Annotated in this window: 18 protein-coding genes; 13 read left to right on the top strand and 5 right to left on the bottom strand. The window is 69.7% G+C overall.

The annotated features are described in order from the left end of the window. Positions 1-106 precede the first annotated feature (106 nt). Positions 107-595, bottom strand: a complete 489-nt coding sequence (locus tag ACIBL3_RS35615; RefSeq protein ID WP_396358282.1) for an Lrp/AsnC family transcriptional regulator — start codon at positions 593-595, stop codon at positions 107-109. Positions 596-711: 116 nt separating this feature from the next. On the opposite strand from ACIBL3_RS35615, the gene ACIBL3_RS35620 reads away from it, so the two are divergent. Genes ACIBL3_RS35620 through ACIBL3_RS35630 form a run of 3 tightly spaced genes read left to right on the top strand, consistent with a single transcriptional unit; the run spans position 712 to position 4,082 of the window. Continuing rightward, the gene (locus ACIBL3_RS35620; protein ID WP_396358283.1) at positions 712-1,800 is read left to right on the top strand and encodes a thiamine pyrophosphate-dependent enzyme; all 1,089 of its coding nucleotides are present in this window, start codon (positions 712-714) and stop codon (positions 1,798-1,800) included. A 3-nt stretch (positions 1,801-1,803) separates the two neighbouring features. After that, positions 1,804-2,790: an alpha-ketoacid dehydrogenase subunit beta gene (locus tag ACIBL3_RS35625; RefSeq protein WP_396358284.1), complete on the top strand. Its 987-nt coding sequence runs from the start codon at positions 1,804-1,806 to the stop codon at positions 2,788-2,790. Beyond that, complete coding sequence (locus tag ACIBL3_RS35630) at positions 2,787-4,082, top strand: dihydrolipoamide acetyltransferase family protein (RefSeq protein WP_396358285.1); 1,296 nt, start codon at positions 2,787-2,789, stop codon at positions 4,080-4,082. Before ACIBL3_RS35625 ends, ACIBL3_RS35630 begins: the two co-directional genes overlap by 4 nt. Here ACIBL3_RS35630 and ACIBL3_RS35635 read toward each other — a convergent pair. Beyond that, the gene (locus ACIBL3_RS35635; RefSeq protein ID WP_396358286.1) at positions 4,079-4,786 is read right to left on the bottom strand and encodes a TetR/AcrR family transcriptional regulator C-terminal domain-containing protein; all 708 of its coding nucleotides are present in this window, start codon (positions 4,784-4,786) and stop codon (positions 4,079-4,081) included. The genes ACIBL3_RS35630 and ACIBL3_RS35635 overlap by 4 nt on opposite strands. Positions 4,787-5,147: 361 nt before the next feature. Between ACIBL3_RS35635 and ACIBL3_RS35640 the strand changes: the two genes are divergently transcribed. Together ACIBL3_RS35640 and ACIBL3_RS35645 are read left to right on the top strand one after the other, a co-directional pair. Further along, the gene (locus ACIBL3_RS35640) at positions 5,148-6,122 is read left to right on the top strand and encodes a hypothetical protein (RefSeq protein WP_396358287.1); all 975 of its coding nucleotides are present in this window, start codon (positions 5,148-5,150) and stop codon (positions 6,120-6,122) included. A 1-nt stretch (position 6,123) separates the two neighbouring features. Further along, positions 6,124-6,861: a class F sortase gene (locus ACIBL3_RS35645; RefSeq protein ID WP_396358288.1), complete on the top strand. Its 738-nt coding sequence runs from the start codon at positions 6,124-6,126 to the stop codon at positions 6,859-6,861. A gap of 10 nt (positions 6,862-6,871) precedes the next feature. Here ACIBL3_RS35645 and ACIBL3_RS35650 read toward each other — a convergent pair whose 3' ends face one another. Together ACIBL3_RS35650 and ACIBL3_RS35655 are read right to left on the bottom strand one after the other, a co-directional pair. After that, entirely contained in the window at positions 6,872-7,687 is an 816-nt protein-coding gene (locus ACIBL3_RS35650) for an aldo/keto reductase (RefSeq protein ID WP_396358289.1), read from the bottom strand. Between the two features lie 13 nt (positions 7,688-7,700). Then, entirely contained in the window at positions 7,701-8,885 is a 1,185-nt protein-coding gene (locus ACIBL3_RS35655) for an MFS transporter (RefSeq protein ID WP_396358290.1), read from the bottom strand. 123 nt (positions 8,886-9,008) lie between these two features. Between ACIBL3_RS35655 and ACIBL3_RS35660 the strand changes: the two genes are divergently transcribed. Next, entirely contained in the window at positions 9,009-9,458 is a 450-nt protein-coding gene (locus ACIBL3_RS35660) for a MarR family transcriptional regulator (protein WP_360517970.1), read from the top strand. Position 9,459: 1 nt separating this feature from the next. Beyond that, on the top strand, positions 9,460-9,642 hold the full coding sequence (locus ACIBL3_RS35665) for a DUF3099 domain-containing protein (protein WP_132210089.1): 183 nt from the start codon (positions 9,460-9,462) through the stop codon (positions 9,640-9,642). On the opposite strand, the gene ACIBL3_RS35670 is transcribed toward ACIBL3_RS35665, so the two are convergent. Next, positions 9,633-10,493, bottom strand: a complete 861-nt coding sequence (locus ACIBL3_RS35670) for a LysR family transcriptional regulator (RefSeq protein ID WP_396358291.1) — start codon at positions 10,491-10,493, stop codon at positions 9,633-9,635. The genes ACIBL3_RS35665 and ACIBL3_RS35670 overlap by 10 nt on opposite strands. Positions 10,494-10,564: 71 nt before the next feature. Between ACIBL3_RS35670 and ACIBL3_RS35675 the strand changes: the two genes are divergently transcribed. From ACIBL3_RS35675 to ACIBL3_RS35700, 6 genes are all read left to right on the top strand, one after another. Further along, positions 10,565-11,614 carry an SDR family oxidoreductase gene (locus ACIBL3_RS35675; RefSeq protein WP_396358292.1) on the top strand — a complete coding sequence of 350 codons (1,050 nt, stop codon included), beginning with the start codon at positions 10,565-10,567 and terminating at the stop codon, positions 11,612-11,614. 35 nt (positions 11,615-11,649) lie between these two features. Beyond that, positions 11,650-12,234 (top strand): helix-turn-helix domain-containing protein, encoded by a 585-nt coding sequence (locus ACIBL3_RS35680; protein WP_396358449.1) that lies wholly within the window; start codon positions 11,650-11,652, stop codon positions 12,232-12,234. A gap of 64 nt (positions 12,235-12,298) precedes the next feature. Beyond that, positions 12,299-13,459, top strand: a complete 1,161-nt coding sequence (locus ACIBL3_RS35685) for an NAD(P)/FAD-dependent oxidoreductase (RefSeq protein ID WP_396358293.1) — start codon at positions 12,299-12,301, stop codon at positions 13,457-13,459. Further along, positions 13,456-15,267, top strand: a complete 1,812-nt coding sequence (locus ACIBL3_RS35690) for an FAD-dependent oxidoreductase (RefSeq protein WP_396358294.1) — start codon at positions 13,456-13,458, stop codon at positions 15,265-15,267. Before ACIBL3_RS35685 ends, ACIBL3_RS35690 begins: the two co-directional genes overlap by 4 nt. Further along, positions 15,264-16,166, top strand: coding sequence for a dihydrodipicolinate synthase family protein (locus ACIBL3_RS35695; RefSeq protein WP_396358295.1), 903 nt, complete (start codon positions 15,264-15,266; stop codon positions 16,164-16,166). The genes ACIBL3_RS35690 and ACIBL3_RS35695 overlap by 4 nt, the downstream gene beginning before the upstream one ends. Beyond that, complete coding sequence (locus ACIBL3_RS35700) at positions 16,163-17,164, top strand: proline racemase family protein (protein ID WP_396358296.1); 1,002 nt, start codon at positions 16,163-16,165, stop codon at positions 17,162-17,164. The genes ACIBL3_RS35695 and ACIBL3_RS35700 overlap by 4 nt, the downstream gene beginning before the upstream one ends. Positions 17,165-17,186: the final 22 nt, after the last annotated feature.

A 17,186-nucleotide genomic window follows, 5' to 3' on the forward strand; every position in this document is an offset into this window, starting at 1 on the left:
CGTGTCCCCCCGCGGGCGTCTGTGGGCGTTGGTGGGGGGGGGGGGCCCCGGGCGGCGCCCCCCCCCCCCCCCCCCCCCCCCCCCCCCCCCCCCCCCCCCCCGCCCCCTAGAGCGTGCCGACGTCCTCGAAGATGAGGGCGGTGCGGGTGGCGAGCACCTCGGGGATGGCTTGCAGCTTCTCGAGGACGACCCGGCGGAGGTGCTCGTTGTCGGCGGCGCGGACCAGCAGGATCGCGTCGAAGTCGCCGCCGACCAGGGCCATGTGCCTGACCTCGGGGATCGCCTGCAGTTGCTCGCGCAGCGTCCGCCAGGAGCTCTGCCGGAGACTGAGCGTGACGTACGCCGACGTCGCGAGACCGAGCTTGAGCGGGTCGACGGTGGCCGTGAAGCCGGTGATCACCCCGGTCGTGGTGAGCCGTTCGACCCGGGCGTAGGCGTTCGCGCGGGAGATGTGCACCTGGTCGGCCAGCGCCCGGATCGAGAGCCGGCCGTCCCGCCCGAGCGCCTCGACGATCTGCCGGTCGATCTCGTCGAGTGCCGGGGCGACGACCATCTGTCCAGGCGCCGGCGGGCTGATCATCAGGTCGTCAGACATTCTGCTCCTAAGGCTGCGTTGAGTCGGCCAAGTGTCTCGCGATTTTTCCAGGTCTGGATCAGATTGACCAGAAGTACGACGATGAGGCCACCGTCCGTCTCTGCGTTGGAGGGTCCATGACCACCGTCGAGGAGCGTTTGCTCCCCTCCGCGGAACCTGTCCGGTTGATCGACCAGGACGGGCTTTCGCACGACCATCCGTCGTATCGGCTGCCCACCAAGGAAGCCCTGGTCGACGGCTACGTTCAGTTGATCAAGGGCCGCCGGATCAACGACCAGGCCAGCGCGCTGGTCCGGCAGGGCCGGCTCGCCGTCTACCCGTCGTCGCACGGCCAGGAGGCCTGCCAGGTCGCGGCCTCGATGGTGCTGCGTGAGGGGGACTGGCTGTTCCCGACGTACCGCGACACGGTGTCGATCGTCAGCCGGGGCGTCGACCCGATCGAGACGCTCACCCTGCTCCGCGGTGACTGGCACTCGGGCTACGACCCGTACGCCCGCAACGTCGCGCCGCAGGCGACGCCGCTCGCGACCCAGCTCACGCACGCGGTCGGTGTCGCGCACGCGGCCCGGCTCAAGGGCGAGGACACCGTGGTGATGGCGCTCTGCGGTGACGGTGCGACCAGCGAGGGCGACTTCCACGAGGCGCTGAACTTCGCCGCCGTCTTCCATGCGCCGGTGGTCTTCTTCATCCAGAACAACGAGTACGCGATCTCCGTCCCGCTCGCCCGGCAGACCGTCGCGCCGTCCCTGGCGCACAAGGGCATCGGGTACGGCGTCCCCGGAGAACGGGCCGATGGCAACGATCTGGCCGGGCTGCTCGCCGTACTCGGACAGGCTGTGGACAAGACGCGCGCCGGTGAAGGCCCGCAACTCGTCGAGGCGCACACCTATCGCGTACAGGCGCACACCAACGCGGACGACGCCTCTCGCTACCGGCCGGACGACGAGGTCACACCCTGGCTGGATCGCGATCCGATCAAGCGGCTCGAGACCTACCTCTCTCAGCAGGGCTTGCTGGACGACGATGTACGGCGACGTGCCGAGACCGTCGCGGACGAGGTCGCGACGCAGTTGCGTGACGGCCTGATGCCGGAGCCCGAGGTGGATCCGGAGGACCTGTTCGTGCACCTGTACACGGCGCAGACCCGGCAGTTGCGGGAACAGGCCGCGTTCCTCCGTGACGAGCTGGCGCGAGAGGAGGCCTGAGCGATGACGCACGTGAAGATCACGATGGCGCAGGCGCTGAACCAGGCGCTGCGGGACGCGATGAAGGCTGATGACACCGTGCTGATGTTCGGCGAGGACGTCGGTGCTTTGGGCGGCGTTTTCCGGATCACCGACGGGCTGACCGCGGAGTTCGGCGAGGAGCGGTGCTTCGACACCCCGCTGGCCGAGTCCGGGATCGTCGGGATGGCGGTCGGGCTGGCGATGAACGGGATGCGGCCGGTGGTCGAGATGCAGTTCGACGCGTTCGGCTACCCCGCGTTCGAGCAGATCGTCTCGCACGTCGCCAAGATGCGGAACCGCACCCGCGGCCGGGTCACGCTGCCGATGGTGATCCGGATGCCGTACGCCGGCGGGATCGGCGGCGTCGAGCACCACTGCGACTCGTCCGAGAGCTACTACGCGCACACCCCTGGGCTCACCGTGGTCGCGCCGGCCACCGTCGCGGACGCGTACACCTTGTTGCGTAGGGCAATCGAGTTCCCGGACCCGGTGGTGTTCATGGAGCCGAAGAAGCTCTACTGGGCCAAGGAGGAAGTCGACCTCACCGAGGACCAGCCGGGGATCGGGACGGCCGTCGTACGGCGGGAAGGCGCCGACGCGACGTTGATCGCGTACGGCCCGACGGTGCCGATCGCGCTCGAGGCGGCTCAGGTTGCCGCGGCCGAGGGGCGGCAGCTGACGGTGGTGGATCTGCGGTCGATCGTGCCGTTCGACGACGAGACGGTGGCTGATGCGGTACGTCGTACCGGCCGGGCGGTCGTGGTCGCGGAGGCCAGTGGGTTTGCCAGTGTGTCGTCGGAGATCGTTGCCCGGATCACCGAGCAGTGCTTCCACTCGCTGGCCGCGCCGATCCGGCGGGTGACCGGGTTCGACATCCCGTACCCGCCGCCGAAGCTGGAGAAGTACCAGCTGCCCGGCGTGGACCGGATCCTGGACGCCGTCGACGACCTGCAGTGGGAGGACTCGTGAACACCTTCCTGCTTCCGGACCTCGGCGAAGGCCTTACCGAGGCCGAGATCGTCCGCTGGCTGGTCAAGGTCGGCGACATCATCACCGTCGACACCCCCGTCGCCGAGGTCGAAACCGCCAAGTCCGTAGTCGAACTCCCCGCTCCGTACGCCGGCACCGTCGAAGAACTCCACGGAGACCCAGGCACCGTCGTCCCGGTCGGCAAACCCCTCATCACCATCGCCGCAGCCGCCGCGGGCACGCCCCGCGAGGCGAAGGCGGGCTCGGCCGGCGATGCATACCGCCAGGAAGAACGCGCCGGCTCCGGCAACGTGCTGATCGGCTACGGGACCGGTGACGGTGCCGCGGTGGGACGGCGTCGCCGGCCGCGCGGGCCGGTGGTTTCCGGAAGTTCAGTGCCGCCCAGTGGCAACAACCCTCCGAAGAACCCGTTGGTGGTTTCGCCGTTGGTGCGGCGGATGGCTCGGGACGCGGGGGTGGATCTCAAGGGTCTGGTGGGCTCGGGCGAAGGCGGTCTGATCGTGCGGCGGGATGTGGAGGAGGTCATCGCGCGGCGGTTCGAAACCCAGCCGGCCGGGCAGGACTCTCGGACTGGGCTGGGGGAGTTGCGGCGGGAGCCCATGAGTGGGTTCCGGAAGGCAGTGGCGGCGACGTTGAGTCGGAGCCGGGCGGAGATTCCGGAGGCGACGACCTGGGTGGACGTGGATGCGACCGCGCTGGTCGAGTTGCGGGAGTCGTTGCGGTCGGCAAAGGATTCCGGGCCCGGCCTGCTGGCGTTGATGGCGCGGTTCGTGGTGGCCGGGCTGCAGAGGTACCCGGAGCTCAACGGTTTCGTCGACACCGAGCGCGAGGAACTGGTCCAGTACGACGGGATCAACCTCGGCCTGGCCGCGCAGACCGACCGCGGTCTCGTCGTACCCGCCGTCCAGAACGCGCACCGGCTGACCACCCGCGCCCTGGACGCCGAGATCAAGCGGCTGACGGAGTCGGCCCGGTCCGGCCGGCTGACGCCGTACGAACTCTCCTGTGGGACGTTCACGCTGAACAACTACGGCAGCTTCGGCGTGGACGGCAGCGCGGCGATCATCAACCACCCGCAGGTCGCGATCCTCGGCGTCGGCCGGATCATCGACCGCCCGTGGGTGGTGAACGGTGAGCTCGCGATCCGCAAGCTCACCCAGTTGTCGCTCGTCTTCGACCACCGCGTCTGCGACGGCGGCACCGCGGCCGCGTTTCTCCGCTTCGTCGCCGACGCCTTCGAGAACCCGGCGTCCGTCTTCGCCGACCTCTAGGACAGCTGCCGCGGTCGCAACCCGACCAGGACGGCCCGGAGCCCGCTGGTGAAGCGGGCCTCCGGGCCGGCCAGGTTCTCCCGGCTCAGGTACGCCGCCAGACTCGCAGCCCCCACCCCGAGCTGATCGCCCGCGGCCGATGCCCACTCGCGCTCGGTCAGGCCGCTTCGCCGTACGGTCGCCGTCCACGCCGCATCGGTCACAGCCGCGCCGATCAGGTAGTGGAAGATCGCCGACATCGCCGCGTCCAGGTGCACGCCTTTGAACCCGGCCGAGATCAGCACGTTCAGGACCCGCTCGGCCAGCGTCTGATAGTTCGGGCCTAGCCCGGCATGCGACGCCAGCAGCTGCGGCGCCCACGGATGCGCCCACAAGGCTTCGTACGCCGCCGTCGCGAGAGCGGTCACCTGGTCGCGCCAGTCACCACGCTCAGCAGGTACCAATGCCTCGCCCAGCACCTCGTCGACGGCGAGCTCGAGCAGGTCGTTCTTGTTCGCGACTCGCCAGTACAGCGCCGATGTCGCGGCCGTCCCGAGCTCGGCCGCCATCCGCCGCATCGAGAACGACTCCAGCCCGTCCCGGTCCAGCACCTTGACCGCCGTACGCACGATGTCGTCGCGGCTCAACGGCGCCCGCGTCGCCTCCGGATCGGCTCGCAACCACACCGATCCGAGCGCCGTCTTCCGGTCCGCCTCGCGTGCCATCCGGCAGAGCATAGCGAATACGACGTTTCACGAACTAAAACGGTGTATTAGTGGCGAAAGGCAACTACTCAGGGCAACCATTGGAAACGGTTTGGTTGCGGTTTCGGGGGGCGTACGGCGAGTCGGGCCCTGATTACTTGCGCGTCACCTCGCCGGGGCCCCAGAATGCCGTGGGTCGAAGTCCCGCGGGGGTGGGTCGGAGCACACGGAACACGTGCCTGCTCGGGGGAATCGGCGCACCGGTTTCAGACCGGTTCTCGACGGATGGGCAACAACCGCCTGGTCCGGCTGGGGGAATGCCTCAGTGGGCCACCCGACGACCGTGCCGGTCGGACGACCGGCCTCAGACATGGGGAAGATTGTGAACGAAACATCGGTGGACGCACAGGGGCGTTCGAAGCGGTCCCGCGCAGTCGCGTTGCTCGGCAGCGCCGGCGCGCTGGCACTCGTCCTCGGCGGCGTCACGCTCGCGATGGCTCCGTCCGCCTCGGCGAGCGGTGAGATCATCGACGGCAACCCGAAATGCGAGGACGTGATCCCGGGCTCGACCGAGATCAAGTTCGACCCGCCGAACCCGGGCTCGGCCAGCGCGGGCGGCGTGACCGTCACCTGGTCCACGACCACGCTGGCGGCCGACGACCCTGACCACCCCGGTGACCAGACCGGTGGCCAGCAGGTCAGCTTCACCGCCACCGGCGGCGTCGTGCTCGGCGCGCTGATGAAGGGTGGCCCGGCGGCCAACTTCTACAACTACCAGCCGGCCGGTACGACCGCGGGCTCCGGACTGCACACCCCGGTGAACTCGAACAACGGGAAGTACTACGGCATCAGCCACGTGACCTTCTGCGTCAAGCAGGTCACCACCACGCCGACGCCGACCCCGACGCCGACGGACTCGCCGACGGACTCGCCGACGCCGACCCCGACCGACACGCCGACGGACTCGCCGACGCCGACGCCGACGGACACGCCGTCCGACTCGCCGACGCCGACCCCGACGGACACGCCGAGCGACTCGCCGACGCCGACGCCGACCGACACGCCGAGCGACTCGCCGACGCCGACCCCGACCGACACGCCGAGCGACTCGCCGACGCCGACGACGAGCCCGACGGACACGGCGACGCCGACGACGAGCCCGACCGACACGACCAGCACTCCGACGGTCGCGATCCCGACCGAGGTCGACGCGGGTCAGTCCGGTGGGCTGCAGAGCGTGTCCGCGATCGCCGGCAGCCAGAGCGCGTGGGGTATCGCCCTGCTCATGCTCGGTGGCGTGCTGGTCTTCGCCGGCGTCCTGAAGTCCCGGCAGACGCGCGGTCAGCACTCTGCCTGACATGTCCGCAAAGCGTCGCCGCCCGGGCCGCGCTCGTTCGTCGTGGTGGACGATCGGGGCCCTGGCGGCCGGCGCTGCTCTACTCGCCACCGGCGGGTACATCCAGCTGAAGGGTGACAGCGACCGGCCGCAGACCGCGGCCGGTTCGCCGTCTCCGACGACCTCGGTCGCTGGTACGACGTCCGTCGTACCGCCGGCGCCGTCGTCGGTACGGCCGTCAGCGACGGGATCGTCGTCGAAGCGCACGAGCCCGAGCAAGTCGCCGCCGCCACCGGAGACCAGGAGTACGACGCCTGCCCGGCCGGGCAACCCGGTCAGGGTGTCGGTGCCGAGCCTGGGGATCTCCGCCCGGGTGCTGAGCATCCGGGCCAACGGCGGCACCCTCATCCCGCCGGCCAACCCACGCCTCGTCGGCTGGTGGTCCGACGGCGCCGCGCCCGGCGCGTCCAGGGGCTCGGCCATCATCACCGGGCACACCGTCCACGACGGTGGCGGCGCGTTCGACGATCTCGACGAGCTCGCCGCCGGTGACGCGGTCGCGGTGACCACCGGCCGCGGCACGCTCAACTACGTGGTCTCGTCGGTCACGACGTACCGCAAGAAGACGTTGGCAAAGCAGGCCGCCCAACTCTTCAGCCAAAGCGTCCCCGGCCGCCTCGTCCTGGTCACCTGCGAGGACTGGGACGGTACGGCCTACCTCAGCAACGCCGTCGTCATCGCCGTACCCAAGAAGAGCTGAGGATCGCCCGTCAGACGGCGTTGAAGTTGTCGGGGTTGGGGCCGGTGCGCTCGTTGCGGTCGAGAGTCGCCAGGGAGTCGAGGTCTTCAGGGGTGAGGCTGAAGTCGAAGACGTTCAGGTTTTCGGCGATGCGGGCGGGGGCGACGGACTTGGGGATGACGATGGTGCCGAGTTGGAGGTGCCAGCGGAGGACGATCTGCGCGGGGGTGCGGTCGTGCTCCTTGGCCAGCGCCTCGATCACCGGCTCGGCCAGCAGTGAACCGCCCTTCGCCAGCGGACTCCACGCCTCGGTCCGGATGCCGAAGTCGTCGTGGTACGCGCGTACGTCGGCCTGCTGCAGGTAGGGATGCAGTTCGACCTGGTTCACCGCCGGTGCGATGTCGGCGGACTTCGCCAGCCGGTCCAGGTGCTCCGGCTGGAAGTTGGAGACACCGATCGCGCGCACCCGGCCCTCGTCGTACAGCTTCTCCATCGCCCGCCAGGAGTCGACGTACAGGTCCCGCGCCGGGGTCGGCCAGTGGATCAGGTAGAGGTCGAGGTAGTCCAGCCCGAGCAGTGACAGGCTCCGGTCGAAGGCGCGCAGCGTGCGCTCGTAACCCTGGTCCGCGTTCCAGAGCTTGGTGGTGACGAAGAGCTCGCTCCGCTCGATGCCAGAAGCAACCAGTGCCTGGCCGACGCCGGCCTCGTTCTGGTACGCCGCGGCCGTGTCGATGCTGCGGTAGCCGGCTTGGAGTGCGGTGGTCACGGCGGTCGCCGTCTCGTCGTCGGGGATCTGGAAGACGCCGTACCCGAGCTGGGGCATCTCCACGCCGTTGTTGAGCTTCATGAGTCTTCTTCTTTCAGACGGTGGTGAGAACGGGCCGGTCGACGGCAGCGGTACGGCGGCGGCGGTCCAGCAGCCCGGAGACGAGCGCGACGGCCAGGCCGGAGGCGGCGAGTGCGGCGCCGACCCAGTTGGGCGCGGTGTAGCCGAGACCGTGCTCGATGGTCAGCCCACCGAGGTACGCACCGATCGCGTTCCCCAGGTTGAACGCGGCGATGTTGGCGGCCGACGCCAGCGCCGGCGCACCCGCGGCCTTGTCCATCACCCGCTTCTGCAGCGGCGCCACGGTGGCGAACCCGGCGGCCCCGAACACCGCGATCGTCACCGCTGAGGTCACGTGCCCATGCGCGGTGAACACAAACGCGACCAGTACGGCGGCCAGCAGCGCGAGGATCCCGTACAGACTGGGCATCAGCGACCGGTCGGCCGCCTTGCCGCCGAGCAGGTTGCCGACCACCAGGCCGCCGCCGAACAGCACCAGCAGCCAGGTCACCGCGCCGGACGAGAAGCCCGCGACCTCGGTCATCATCGGCGCGATGTAGGTGAACGACGCGAACACGCCGGCGAACCCGAGTGCGGTCATCGCCAGCGCCAGCCACACCTGCAGGTTCTTGAACACGGCCAACTCACTGCGCAGGCCAGGTCCTTCGGAGGTGCTCTGCCGCGGGACGAGGAAGACGATGCCGAGCAGCCCGATCACGCCGAGCGCAGTGACAGCCCAGAAGGTCGATCGCCAGCCGAGCTGCTGGCCGAGCGCCGTACCTCCTGGTACGCCGAAGACGTTGGCGACTGTCAGCCCGGTGAACATCAGCGCGATCGCGCTGGCCTCGCGAGCCTTCGGGACCAGCGAGGCCGCGACGACCGAGCCGACGCCGAAGAACGCGCCGTGGGCCAGCGCGGCCACGATCCGCCCGGTCATCAGGACGCCGTACGTCGGTGCGACCGCCGAGAGCAGGTTGCCGGCGATGAACACGCCCATCAGCGCGACCAGGACGGTCTTGCGGGACACCTTCGACCCGATCGCGGTGAGCAGCGGGGCGCCGACCACGACGCCGAGGGCGTAGCCGGAGATCAGCAGGCCGGCGGACGGGATGCTGACGCCGAAGTCGGTCGCGACCTCGGGCAGCAATCCCATGATGACGAACTCGGTCGTCCCGATCCCGAACGCGCCGATGGCGAGCGCCAGCAGAGCTGCAGGCATGACGGGTTGTCTCCTCGAATGTAGTCTGGTGACTGTTACCGGCGTGTGCGATAGTTGCAGACGCGGGCTATTGCATAAGCGTTATGATCGCGCATGCAATCGTAAAGTTCAAGTGGAGGCGTGATGGGACTGCCCGACGACGCTGCGGAGGCGCGCGCTCAGGGATGGCGAACCCTGGCGGCTCTGCATGCCCGGATCGAGGACGAGCTGGAGCGCGCGCTGCAGAAGCAGCATGGGCTGTCGGTGAGCGAGTACAGCGTGCTCGACGTGCTCGCCCGGCAGGACGACTACCACCTGCGGATGAACCAGCTGTCGAACGCGGTCGTGCTCAGCCAGTCCGCGACGACCCGCCTGGTGAACCGGCTGGAGGACCGCAAGCTGCTGCAGCGGTACCTGTGCCCTACGGACCGGCGTGGCATCTACACCGAGGTCACCGAGGCCGGCCGCGACCTGCTCGACCAGGCTCAGCCCACGCACGACGCCGTACTGACGGCCGCCCTGGACAAGGCCGCCGACCTCCCCGAGTTGGCCCCGCTGGTCGACGCCCTGGGCAAGTTGTCGCTGAAGGTCTGAGATGGCTCGGCGGTACGACAACCGCAAGCTCTACTACTGGCTGATGGGCAGCTGTCTGGTCCTGATCGGCCTGGCCTGGTTCGTCGTCCGCCTGTTCTCGGTACCAGTCGCCATCGGCATGAGCGCCGTCGCCGCCGTCCTACCTCCGATCGCCGTAATCGTCGCCAACTGGGGTCAGGACTGAAGGACCTTGATGAACGCGGCCGCCAGGGGGTCGGGTTCGCCGCGGGTGTAGGCGGTGAGGGTGCGGTGCAGCGGGGGATCGAGGTGCAGGACGTGACCGTCGAAGTCGGTCGGCAGGATGTTGTCGGGGACCAACGCGGGACCGAGACCGGCCGCTGCGAGGCCTGGTGCGGCTGCGGTCTGTTCCGTGCGTACGGCGACGTGCGGGTCGAACCCGGCTTGTGCACAAGCAAGATCGAGTACGTCGGCCAGGCCGTGACCCGGTGTGTAATGCACCCAGGCGCGGTCGGCCAGCTCCTTCAGAGCGACGGTCGAGCCGTGCGCCGCGGGGTCGTCGGCGGCGACCGCGACGACGAGCTCCTCGGTGCCGAGGGCGAAGGTGTTGCCTGTCCAGCCCGCCGGCTCCGGACCGACGGCGAGGTCCGCTTGGCCGGCGTACATCGCCTCGATCAGCTCGTCGGTGTGGCGGTGCTCGAACAGTCGGATGCCAACGTCGGGATGGCTCTGTCGCCACCGGCGCAGGGCAGTGGGCAGGACGCCGAGAGTGACCGAGTAGAGCGTCGCGATCTGCAGCTCTCCAACCTCGAGCCCGGCGGCCTGGCGCGCTGCGCAGCGGGCGCGTTCGGCATCGGCCAGCGCGGCCCTGGCGTGCGGCATCATCGCGCGGCCGGTCGGGGTCAGCCGGACGGCGCGCGGCAACCGCTCGAGCAGCGGACTGCCGGCGGATCGCTCCAGCGTGCGGATCTGGTGGGACAACGCCGGCTGCGTCACGTGCAGAAGCTCGGCAGCCCTTGTGAACGACCCCTGGTCCACCACGGTCACCAGGTACTCGAGCTGCCGGAGAGTCGTCATGATCTCAGCTTATGGCTTCGGTGAAAACTATGCCTTGGACTAATCATCCCAGGTCAGCAAGGCTGTGGATCATGGACAAGGTTGCTTTGGTGGTCGGTGCGCGCGGGGTGATCGGGACGAACCTGGTCGAGCACCTGGCGTCGCTCGGTGATTGGCGGGTGATCGGCCTGTCGCGCCGCGGCGGCGTGGACGGGCCTCGGGTCCGGCACGTGGCCGTCGACCTGCTCGACCCGGACGACACCCGCGACAAGCTAGCCGGTCTCACCGACGTGACGCACGTGTTCTACGTCGCCTACCAGGACCGCCCGACCTGGGCCGAGCTCGTGCCGCCGAACCTCGCCATGCTGGTCAACGTCGTCGAGGCGATCGAGCCGGTCGCTCGCGGGCTGCAGCACGTCAGCCTGATGCAGGGGTACAAGGTGTACGGCGCGCACCTCGGGCCGTTCAAGACACCGGCTCGCGAGGACGACCCGCCGCACCTGCCGCCGGAGTTCAACGTGGACCAGCAGCAGTTCCTGGAGCAGCGGCAGCAGGGCAAGTCCTGGACCTGGTCGGCGTTGCGCCCGTCCGTCGTCGGCGGTGTCGCGCTCGGCAACCCGATGAACCTGGCCGTCGCCATCGCCGTCTACGCGTCGATGTCGAAGGAGCTCGGCGTACCGCTGCGGTTCCCGGGCAGGCCGGGGGCGTACGACGCCCTGCTCGAGCTGACCGATGCCGGGTTGTTGGCCAAGGCAACGGTGTGGGCGGCGACCGCGCCGGCGGCGGCGAACCAGGCGTTCAACATCACGAACGGCGACCTGTTCCGCTGGAACGAGCTGTGGCCGAAGCTGGCCGGCTGGTTCGGGCTCGAGGTCGCGCCGCCGCTGCAGATGTCCCTGCAGGACGTGATGGCCGACAAGGAGCCGATGTGGAAGGAGCTGCAGTCGGCGCACGGTTTGGCGGCGACGTCGTACGCGGAGGTCTCCTCGTGGCCGTTCGCGGACTTCGTGTTCGGCTGGGACTACGACTTCTTCGCCGACTCCTCCAAGTCCCGCCGGGCCGGTTTCCACGAGTACGTCGCCACCGACGAGATGTTCTACGGGATCTTCGCGGAGCTGCGACGACGGCGGATCATCCCCTGATCCGGCCGGTATGGCATCCTCCGGGTGTGGCGGCGATGGGTGCGGGACGGTTGCTCGGGGCGAATCTGCGGGCGCGGCGGGACGAGCAGGGGATCTCGCTGTCCGAGCTGGCCCGGCGGTCCGGGATCGCGAAGGGGACGCTGTCGCAGCTGGAGTCCGGGGCGGGCAACCCGACGATCGAGACGGTGTTCAGTCTGTCGAACGCTCTCGGCGTACCGGTGTCGGCGTTGCTGAGTGAGGCGCCGAGCGCGGACCTCGTGCTGGTGCGGTCCGCGGACATCGACGTGCTGTCCGGTGAGGCGATCGACCTGCGGATGCTGCGCCGGCTGGAGCACCCGGGTGGACTGCTCGAGATCTACAACCAGGAGGTCCGAGCCGGCGCCGTCCAGCATTCGGCCGGGCATCCCGGGACCGAGCACCACATTGTGCTCAGCGGTCGTTTGCGAGTCACTTCGCGGGGGCGGACCGAGGAGCTGGGCGAGGGCGATTACCTGGCGTTCCGGGCCGGTGGACCGCATGAGTACGAGGCGCTGGACGGGCCGGTGCGGTCGGTCCTGCTGCTCGAGTACCCGCCTGACGCTCACCCGGTCACGCCTGGCAGCCCGCATCTGCCCGAGTGACCGTTGACCGCAGTGGGCCTCCCGCCGTATCGTTCATTTTACTGAACGGCGAGGAGATGCTGCGATGCCTGGAACTACGACGGCCGACGTGGCTGTCGTGGGCGCTGGAATCGTCGGCGCGGCCTGCGCGGAGGCGCTGACCGCGGCCGGCGTGAAGGTCGTCGTGGTCGACCGCGACGCCGTGGCCGCCGGTACGACGGCGTCCGGCGAGGGCAACGTGCTCGTGTCGGACAAGGAGCCCGGACCCGAGCTCGAGTTGGCGGTCGCGTCGCGCTCCGAGTGGGGCGCCGTACTCGCTCGGTTGCCGGAGCGGGTCGCGGACGTGGAGTGGGAGTCCAAGGGTGGGGTCGTCGTGGCGACGACCGATCCGGGGCCGCTGAAGGAGTTCGCGGCCAAGCAGCAGGCGGCCGGTGTCGACGCGCGGGTGATCACTCCGGCGGAGGTGCTCGAGCTCGAGCCGCTGCTGACGCGCAACGTGACGATCGGGGTGCACTATCCCGATGACGCGCAGCTCCAGCCGGTGCTTGCGGCGACTGCCTTGCTGACCGCCGTACGGGATCGCGGCAGTTCGGTGCGGTCAGGGGTGGATGCGCTGGGGGTGCGGACGGCTGCGGGGCGAGTTGTTGGTCTCTCGACGTCTGACGGTGAGATCGCTTGTGGTGCGGTGCTGAACGCGTGCGGGCCTTGGGCGGGCGCCTTTGCTGCCGCTGCCGGTGCGCCGATTCAGGTGCTGCCTCGGCGCGGAATGATCCTCGTGACCGCGCCGCTGCCGGAGTGCGTGCGGCACAAGGTGTACGACGCGGACTACGTCGGCGCGGTCGGCAGCGGGGACGCCGACCTGCAGACGTCGACGGTGGTGGAGTCGACGCGCGCCGGGACCGTGCTGATCGGGTCGAGCCGGGAGCGGATCGGGTTCGACGATTCCGTCCGGGTGCAGGTGCTGCGGGAGCTGGCGCGGAAGGCGGTCGGGCTGTTCCCGTTCCTGGGGGATGTGCCGGTGATGCGGACGTACGGCGGTTTCCGGCCGTACGCACCTGATCACCTGCCGATCATCGGGGCCGACCCGCGGATCGCCGGGCTCTGGCACGCAACCGGCCACGAGGGCGCCGGCATCGGCCTGGCCGCCTCCACCGGTCGCCTCATCACCGAGCTCTTCCTCGGCCTCACTCCACACCTCACCGCGGATCCGTTCCGCGTCGACCGCCCGGCGGTGCTCACCTCATGAAGATCACCGTGAACGGCCGCCCCGTCGAGGCGTCGCCCGGCCAGACGGTGGCCGCCGTACTCCTCACCAACGGCCAAACCTCCTGGCGCACCACCCGCCACCACGCCCGCCCCCGAGGCGTCTTCTGCGGCATCGGCGCCTGCCACGACTGCCTGGTAGTAGTCAACGGCACCCCCGACGTCCGAGCCTGCCAAAGAGTCATCCGCGACGGCGACGAAGTCAGCACCCAACAGGGCGCGGTACTACCTCGGCCCTCCGGGCAGAAGGAGCAGGCCGGCCGGCCTACTCCGGCCGCCGCCGAGCAACCCGGCCCTGCGGTGCAGCGCATCACCACCACCCCACCGAAGGTGGTTGATGTTGCCGTGGTCGGGGGTGGGCCGGCTGGGATTGCTGCCGCTTTGGCTGCTGCTGATGCGGGGGTGGAGGTCCTGCTGGTTGATAGTGCGCCAGGTGTGGGTGGCCAGTTCAATCGGCAGGTGGGGGTTGCGGGGGAGCGGCCCGAGCTGTTTCAGCATGGGTGGAAGGCGTTTGTGGCCAAGCGGGATCGGTTGGCGGCGCATCCCCGGATTACGCATTTGGCTGAGACCTCGGTCTGGGCGCTCGAGCAGGGGAAGAAGCTGTGGGTGCAGCGAGGTCCGGCCGACGGCGTCGGCCGGGAGGTGTTCGCGATCGAGGCCAAGGCGATCGTCCTCGCGACCGGCGCCTACGACCGCGTACTTCCCTTCCCCGGTTGGGATCTCCCCGGCGTCTACAGCGCCGGGGCGGCCCAGGCGCTCGCGAAGGGCCAACGCGTCGCCGTCGGGAAGCGCGTCCTGGTCGCCGGCATCGGACCATTCCTTCTCCCAGTGGCCGAGTCGCTGGTCGGCGTCGGCGCCGAGGTCGTCACCCTGCTCGAGGCCAACAGCATCCGCACCGTCCGCAAGGGCTGGGCAACTGACCCATTGGTTGCTACCAGCAAGCTTCGGGAGGCGGTCGGGTACGGCGCCATGCTGGCTCGCCACCGCATCCCGCTGAAGCACGGCTGGACGGTCACCGCCGCACACGGAGGCGACCGCGTCGAGGCGGTCACGATCGCGCGGGTGAACGACGACTGGAGTCCGATCTCCGGGACCGAGCGCCGGATAACTGTCGACGCGGTCTGCCTCGGCTTCGGCTTCACGGCGCAGCTGGAGCTGGCGGTGTCCGCCCGCTGCGAGCTGACCACCGGACCGGACGGCGGACCAGCCGTCGTCGTAGACGCGGACCAGCAGACCACCACCCGAGGCGTCTTCGCCGCCGGGGAGCTGACCGGCATCGGCGGCGCCGACCTGGCCGCAGCCGAAGGCCAGGTCGCCGGGACTGCCGCCGCACTCGCCGCCGCCCAGGCTGGCACAACCCCACTTTGTGCACCGTTTCCGCAGAAAACAGCGCCCGAGGTGCGGATCTCGTGCACAAAGTCGGCGGACGCACGGAAGCAGGTGGGCCGGGGCCGGCGGTTCGCGGCTGCGCTGGCGAAGGCGTATCCGGTGCGGGACGGCTGGCGGGAGTGGAGTGGACCGGAGACCGTGGTCTGCCGGTGTGAAGAAGTGACGCGGGGCGACATCGAAGGGGCTGTCGTCGAGCGGGGTGTGGCCGACGGGCGGGCGTTGAAGCTGACCAGCCGCGCCGGCCTGGGGCTGTGCCAGGGGCGGGTCTGTTCCCGGACCGTCGCCGAGCTGGCCGGGCCGAACGACGTACCCCATCCATCAATGAAACGACCGATCGCCGTGCCCGTCCGGCTACGCGATCTGGCCGAGGCCCAGGTCGGGCCGACCGAGGAGGAGCTGTGACCGAGAAGCTGGACGGCGTCATCGTCGCCACCGCACTGCCGTACGCCGAGGACGCGAACGCGCCCGCCGGGTTGCGGCCGGACCTGGACAAGTTCGCCGAGCACTGCCGCTGGTTGGTGGACAACGGCTGCCGCGGCGTCGGCCCGAACGGCTCGCTGGGGGAGTACTCGTCGCTGACCGACGACGAGCGCCGGGCCGTCGCCAGGACCGCGATCGAGGCCGTCGGCGACGACGGTGTGGTGGTCGTCGGCGTACACGGCGTCGGCGCGCACCAGGCCCGCGCGTGGGCCGAGAAGGCGGCCGAGGACGGCGCGGACGGCGTACTGTGCCTGCCGCCGACGATGTACCGGGCGAACCGCGGCGAGGTGATCTATCACTTCAGCGAGGTCGCCAAGGCCGGGCTGCCAGTGATGGTCTACAACAACCCGATCGACACCAAGGTCGACCTGACCCCGGACCTGCTGGCCGAGATCGCGCAGCTCGACAACATCGTCGCGGTGAAGGAGTTCTCCGGCGACGTCCGCCGGATCCTGGAGATCCGCGAGTTGGCCCCGGACCTGGCCGTCATCGCCGGCGCCGACGACCTCACCCTGGAGGCGCTGCTGATGGGCGCGACCGGCTGGTTCGCCGGGTTCCCGAACGTGTTCCCGAAGGAGTCGGTCCGTTTGTACGACCTCGCCGTACAGGGCAAGCTGGAGGAGGCGCGGGCGCTCTACGAGCCGCTCGTGGCCGCGTTCCGGTGGGACTCGCGGGTCGAGTTCGTCCAGGCGATCAAGTACGGCATGGACTACGTCGGCCGGTACGGCGGCCCGTGCCGCCCGCCGCGGGGACCGCTGGTGCCCGAGCACGTCGCCCAGTTGGAGCAGGACATGAAGAAGGCAGTGGAGAGTTTGCGATGAGGTCCGTCCGGACGATCACCGCGATCGACTCGCACACCGAGGGGATGCCGACCCGCGTCGTCACCGGCGGCGTCGGCGTCATCCCCGGTACGACAATGGCCGAGCGGCGCGAGTACTTCGTCAAGCATATGGACGACCTGCGGCTGTTCCTGATGAACGAGCCGCGCGGTCACTCGGCGATGAGCGGCGCCATCCTGCAGCCGCCGACCCGCTCCGACGCGGACTGGGGTGTGCTCTACATCGAGGTGTCCGGGTGCCTGCCGATGTGCGGCCACGGCACCATCGGCGTCGCCACGGTCCTGGTCGAGTCGGGCATGGTCGAGGTGACGGAGCCGGTGACCAAGGTCCGGCTGGACACTCCGGCCGGGCTGGTCGTGGTGGACGTTGCCGTGAGCAACGGCCGGGCGGAGCACGTGACGTTGCAGAACGTCCCGGCGTACAGTCATGCCCTCGACGCATCGGTGGACGTTCCCGGCTTCGGCACGGTCACGTATGACCTGGCGTACGGCGGGAACTTCTACGCGATCCTGCCGCTGGAGCAGCTCGGCATCCCGTTCGACCGGGCCGAGAAGGACCGGATCCTGAAGGCCGGGCTGGACATCATGGCCGCGATCAACGCCACCGACCGGCCGGTGCATCCGCTGGACCCGGGGATTCACAGTTGCAAGCACGTCCAGTTCACCGCGCCGGGGCAGAACGGGAGCCACTCGCGTAACGCGATGGCGATCCATCCGGGGTGGTTCGACCGGTCTCCGTGTGGGACGGGGACGTGCGCGCGGATGGCTCAGTTGCACGCGCGTGGTGAGCTCGAGTTGGGGGTGGACTTCGTCAACGAGTCCTTCATCGGGACGTCGTTCACCGGCCGTTTGTTGGAGGCAACCACGGTCGGCGATCGGCCTGGCGTCGTACCGACCGTTCGTGGCCGGGCCTGGATCACCGGGATGGGGCAGTACCTGCTGGATCCCGACGACCCCTTCCCCGCCGGCTTCGTGCTCTGACCCGGCGGGCGGTGCTTGTCCG

Origin of the sequence: Kribbella sp. NPDC050124 (assembly GCF_044460355.1) — a bacterium.
In the GTDB taxonomy this organism is placed as follows: Bacteria; Actinomycetota; Actinomycetes; order Propionibacteriales; family Kribbellaceae; genus Kribbella.

Excerpts from the sequence above, each read along its gene's own strand:
- ACIBL3_RS35615 (WP_396358282.1), bottom strand. The coding sequence starts at position 595 with ATGTCTGACGACCTGATGATCAGCCCGCCGGCGCCTGGACAGATGGTC.
- ACIBL3_RS35620 (WP_396358283.1), top strand. The coding sequence starts at position 712 with ATGACCACCGTCGAGGAGCGTTTGCTCCCCTCCGCGGAACCTGTCCGG.
- ACIBL3_RS35625 (WP_396358284.1), top strand. The coding sequence starts at position 1,804 with ATGACGCACGTGAAGATCACGATGGCGCAGGCGCTGAACCAGGCGCTG.
- ACIBL3_RS35635 (WP_396358286.1), bottom strand. The coding sequence starts at position 4,786 with ATGGCACGCGAGGCGGACCGGAAGACGGCGCTCGGATCGGTGTGGTTG.
- ACIBL3_RS35645 (WP_396358288.1), top strand. The coding sequence starts at position 6,124 with ATGTCCGCAAAGCGTCGCCGCCCGGGCCGCGCTCGTTCGTCGTGGTGG.
- ACIBL3_RS35650 (WP_396358289.1), bottom strand. The coding sequence starts at position 7,687 with ATGAAGCTCAACAACGGCGTGGAGATGCCCCAGCTCGGGTACGGCGTC.
- ACIBL3_RS35655 (WP_396358290.1), bottom strand. The coding sequence starts at position 8,885 with ATGCCTGCAGCTCTGCTGGCGCTCGCCATCGGCGCGTTCGGGATCGGG.
- ACIBL3_RS35660 (WP_360517970.1), top strand. The coding sequence starts at position 9,009 with ATGGGACTGCCCGACGACGCTGCGGAGGCGCGCGCTCAGGGATGGCGA.
- ACIBL3_RS35665 (WP_132210089.1), top strand. The coding sequence starts at position 9,460 with ATGGCTCGGCGGTACGACAACCGCAAGCTCTACTACTGGCTGATGGGC.
- ACIBL3_RS35670 (WP_396358291.1), bottom strand. The coding sequence starts at position 10,493 with ATGACGACTCTCCGGCAGCTCGAGTACCTGGTGACCGTGGTGGACCAG.
- ACIBL3_RS35675 (WP_396358292.1), top strand. The coding sequence starts at position 10,565 with ATGGACAAGGTTGCTTTGGTGGTCGGTGCGCGCGGGGTGATCGGGACG.
- ACIBL3_RS35680 (WP_396358449.1), top strand. The coding sequence starts at position 11,650 with ATGGGTGCGGGACGGTTGCTCGGGGCGAATCTGCGGGCGCGGCGGGAC.
- ACIBL3_RS35685 (WP_396358293.1), top strand. The coding sequence starts at position 12,299 with ATGCCTGGAACTACGACGGCCGACGTGGCTGTCGTGGGCGCTGGAATC.
- ACIBL3_RS35690 (WP_396358294.1), top strand. The coding sequence starts at position 13,456 with ATGAAGATCACCGTGAACGGCCGCCCCGTCGAGGCGTCGCCCGGCCAG.
- ACIBL3_RS35700 (WP_396358296.1), top strand. The coding sequence starts at position 16,163 with ATGAGGTCCGTCCGGACGATCACCGCGATCGACTCGCACACCGAGGGG.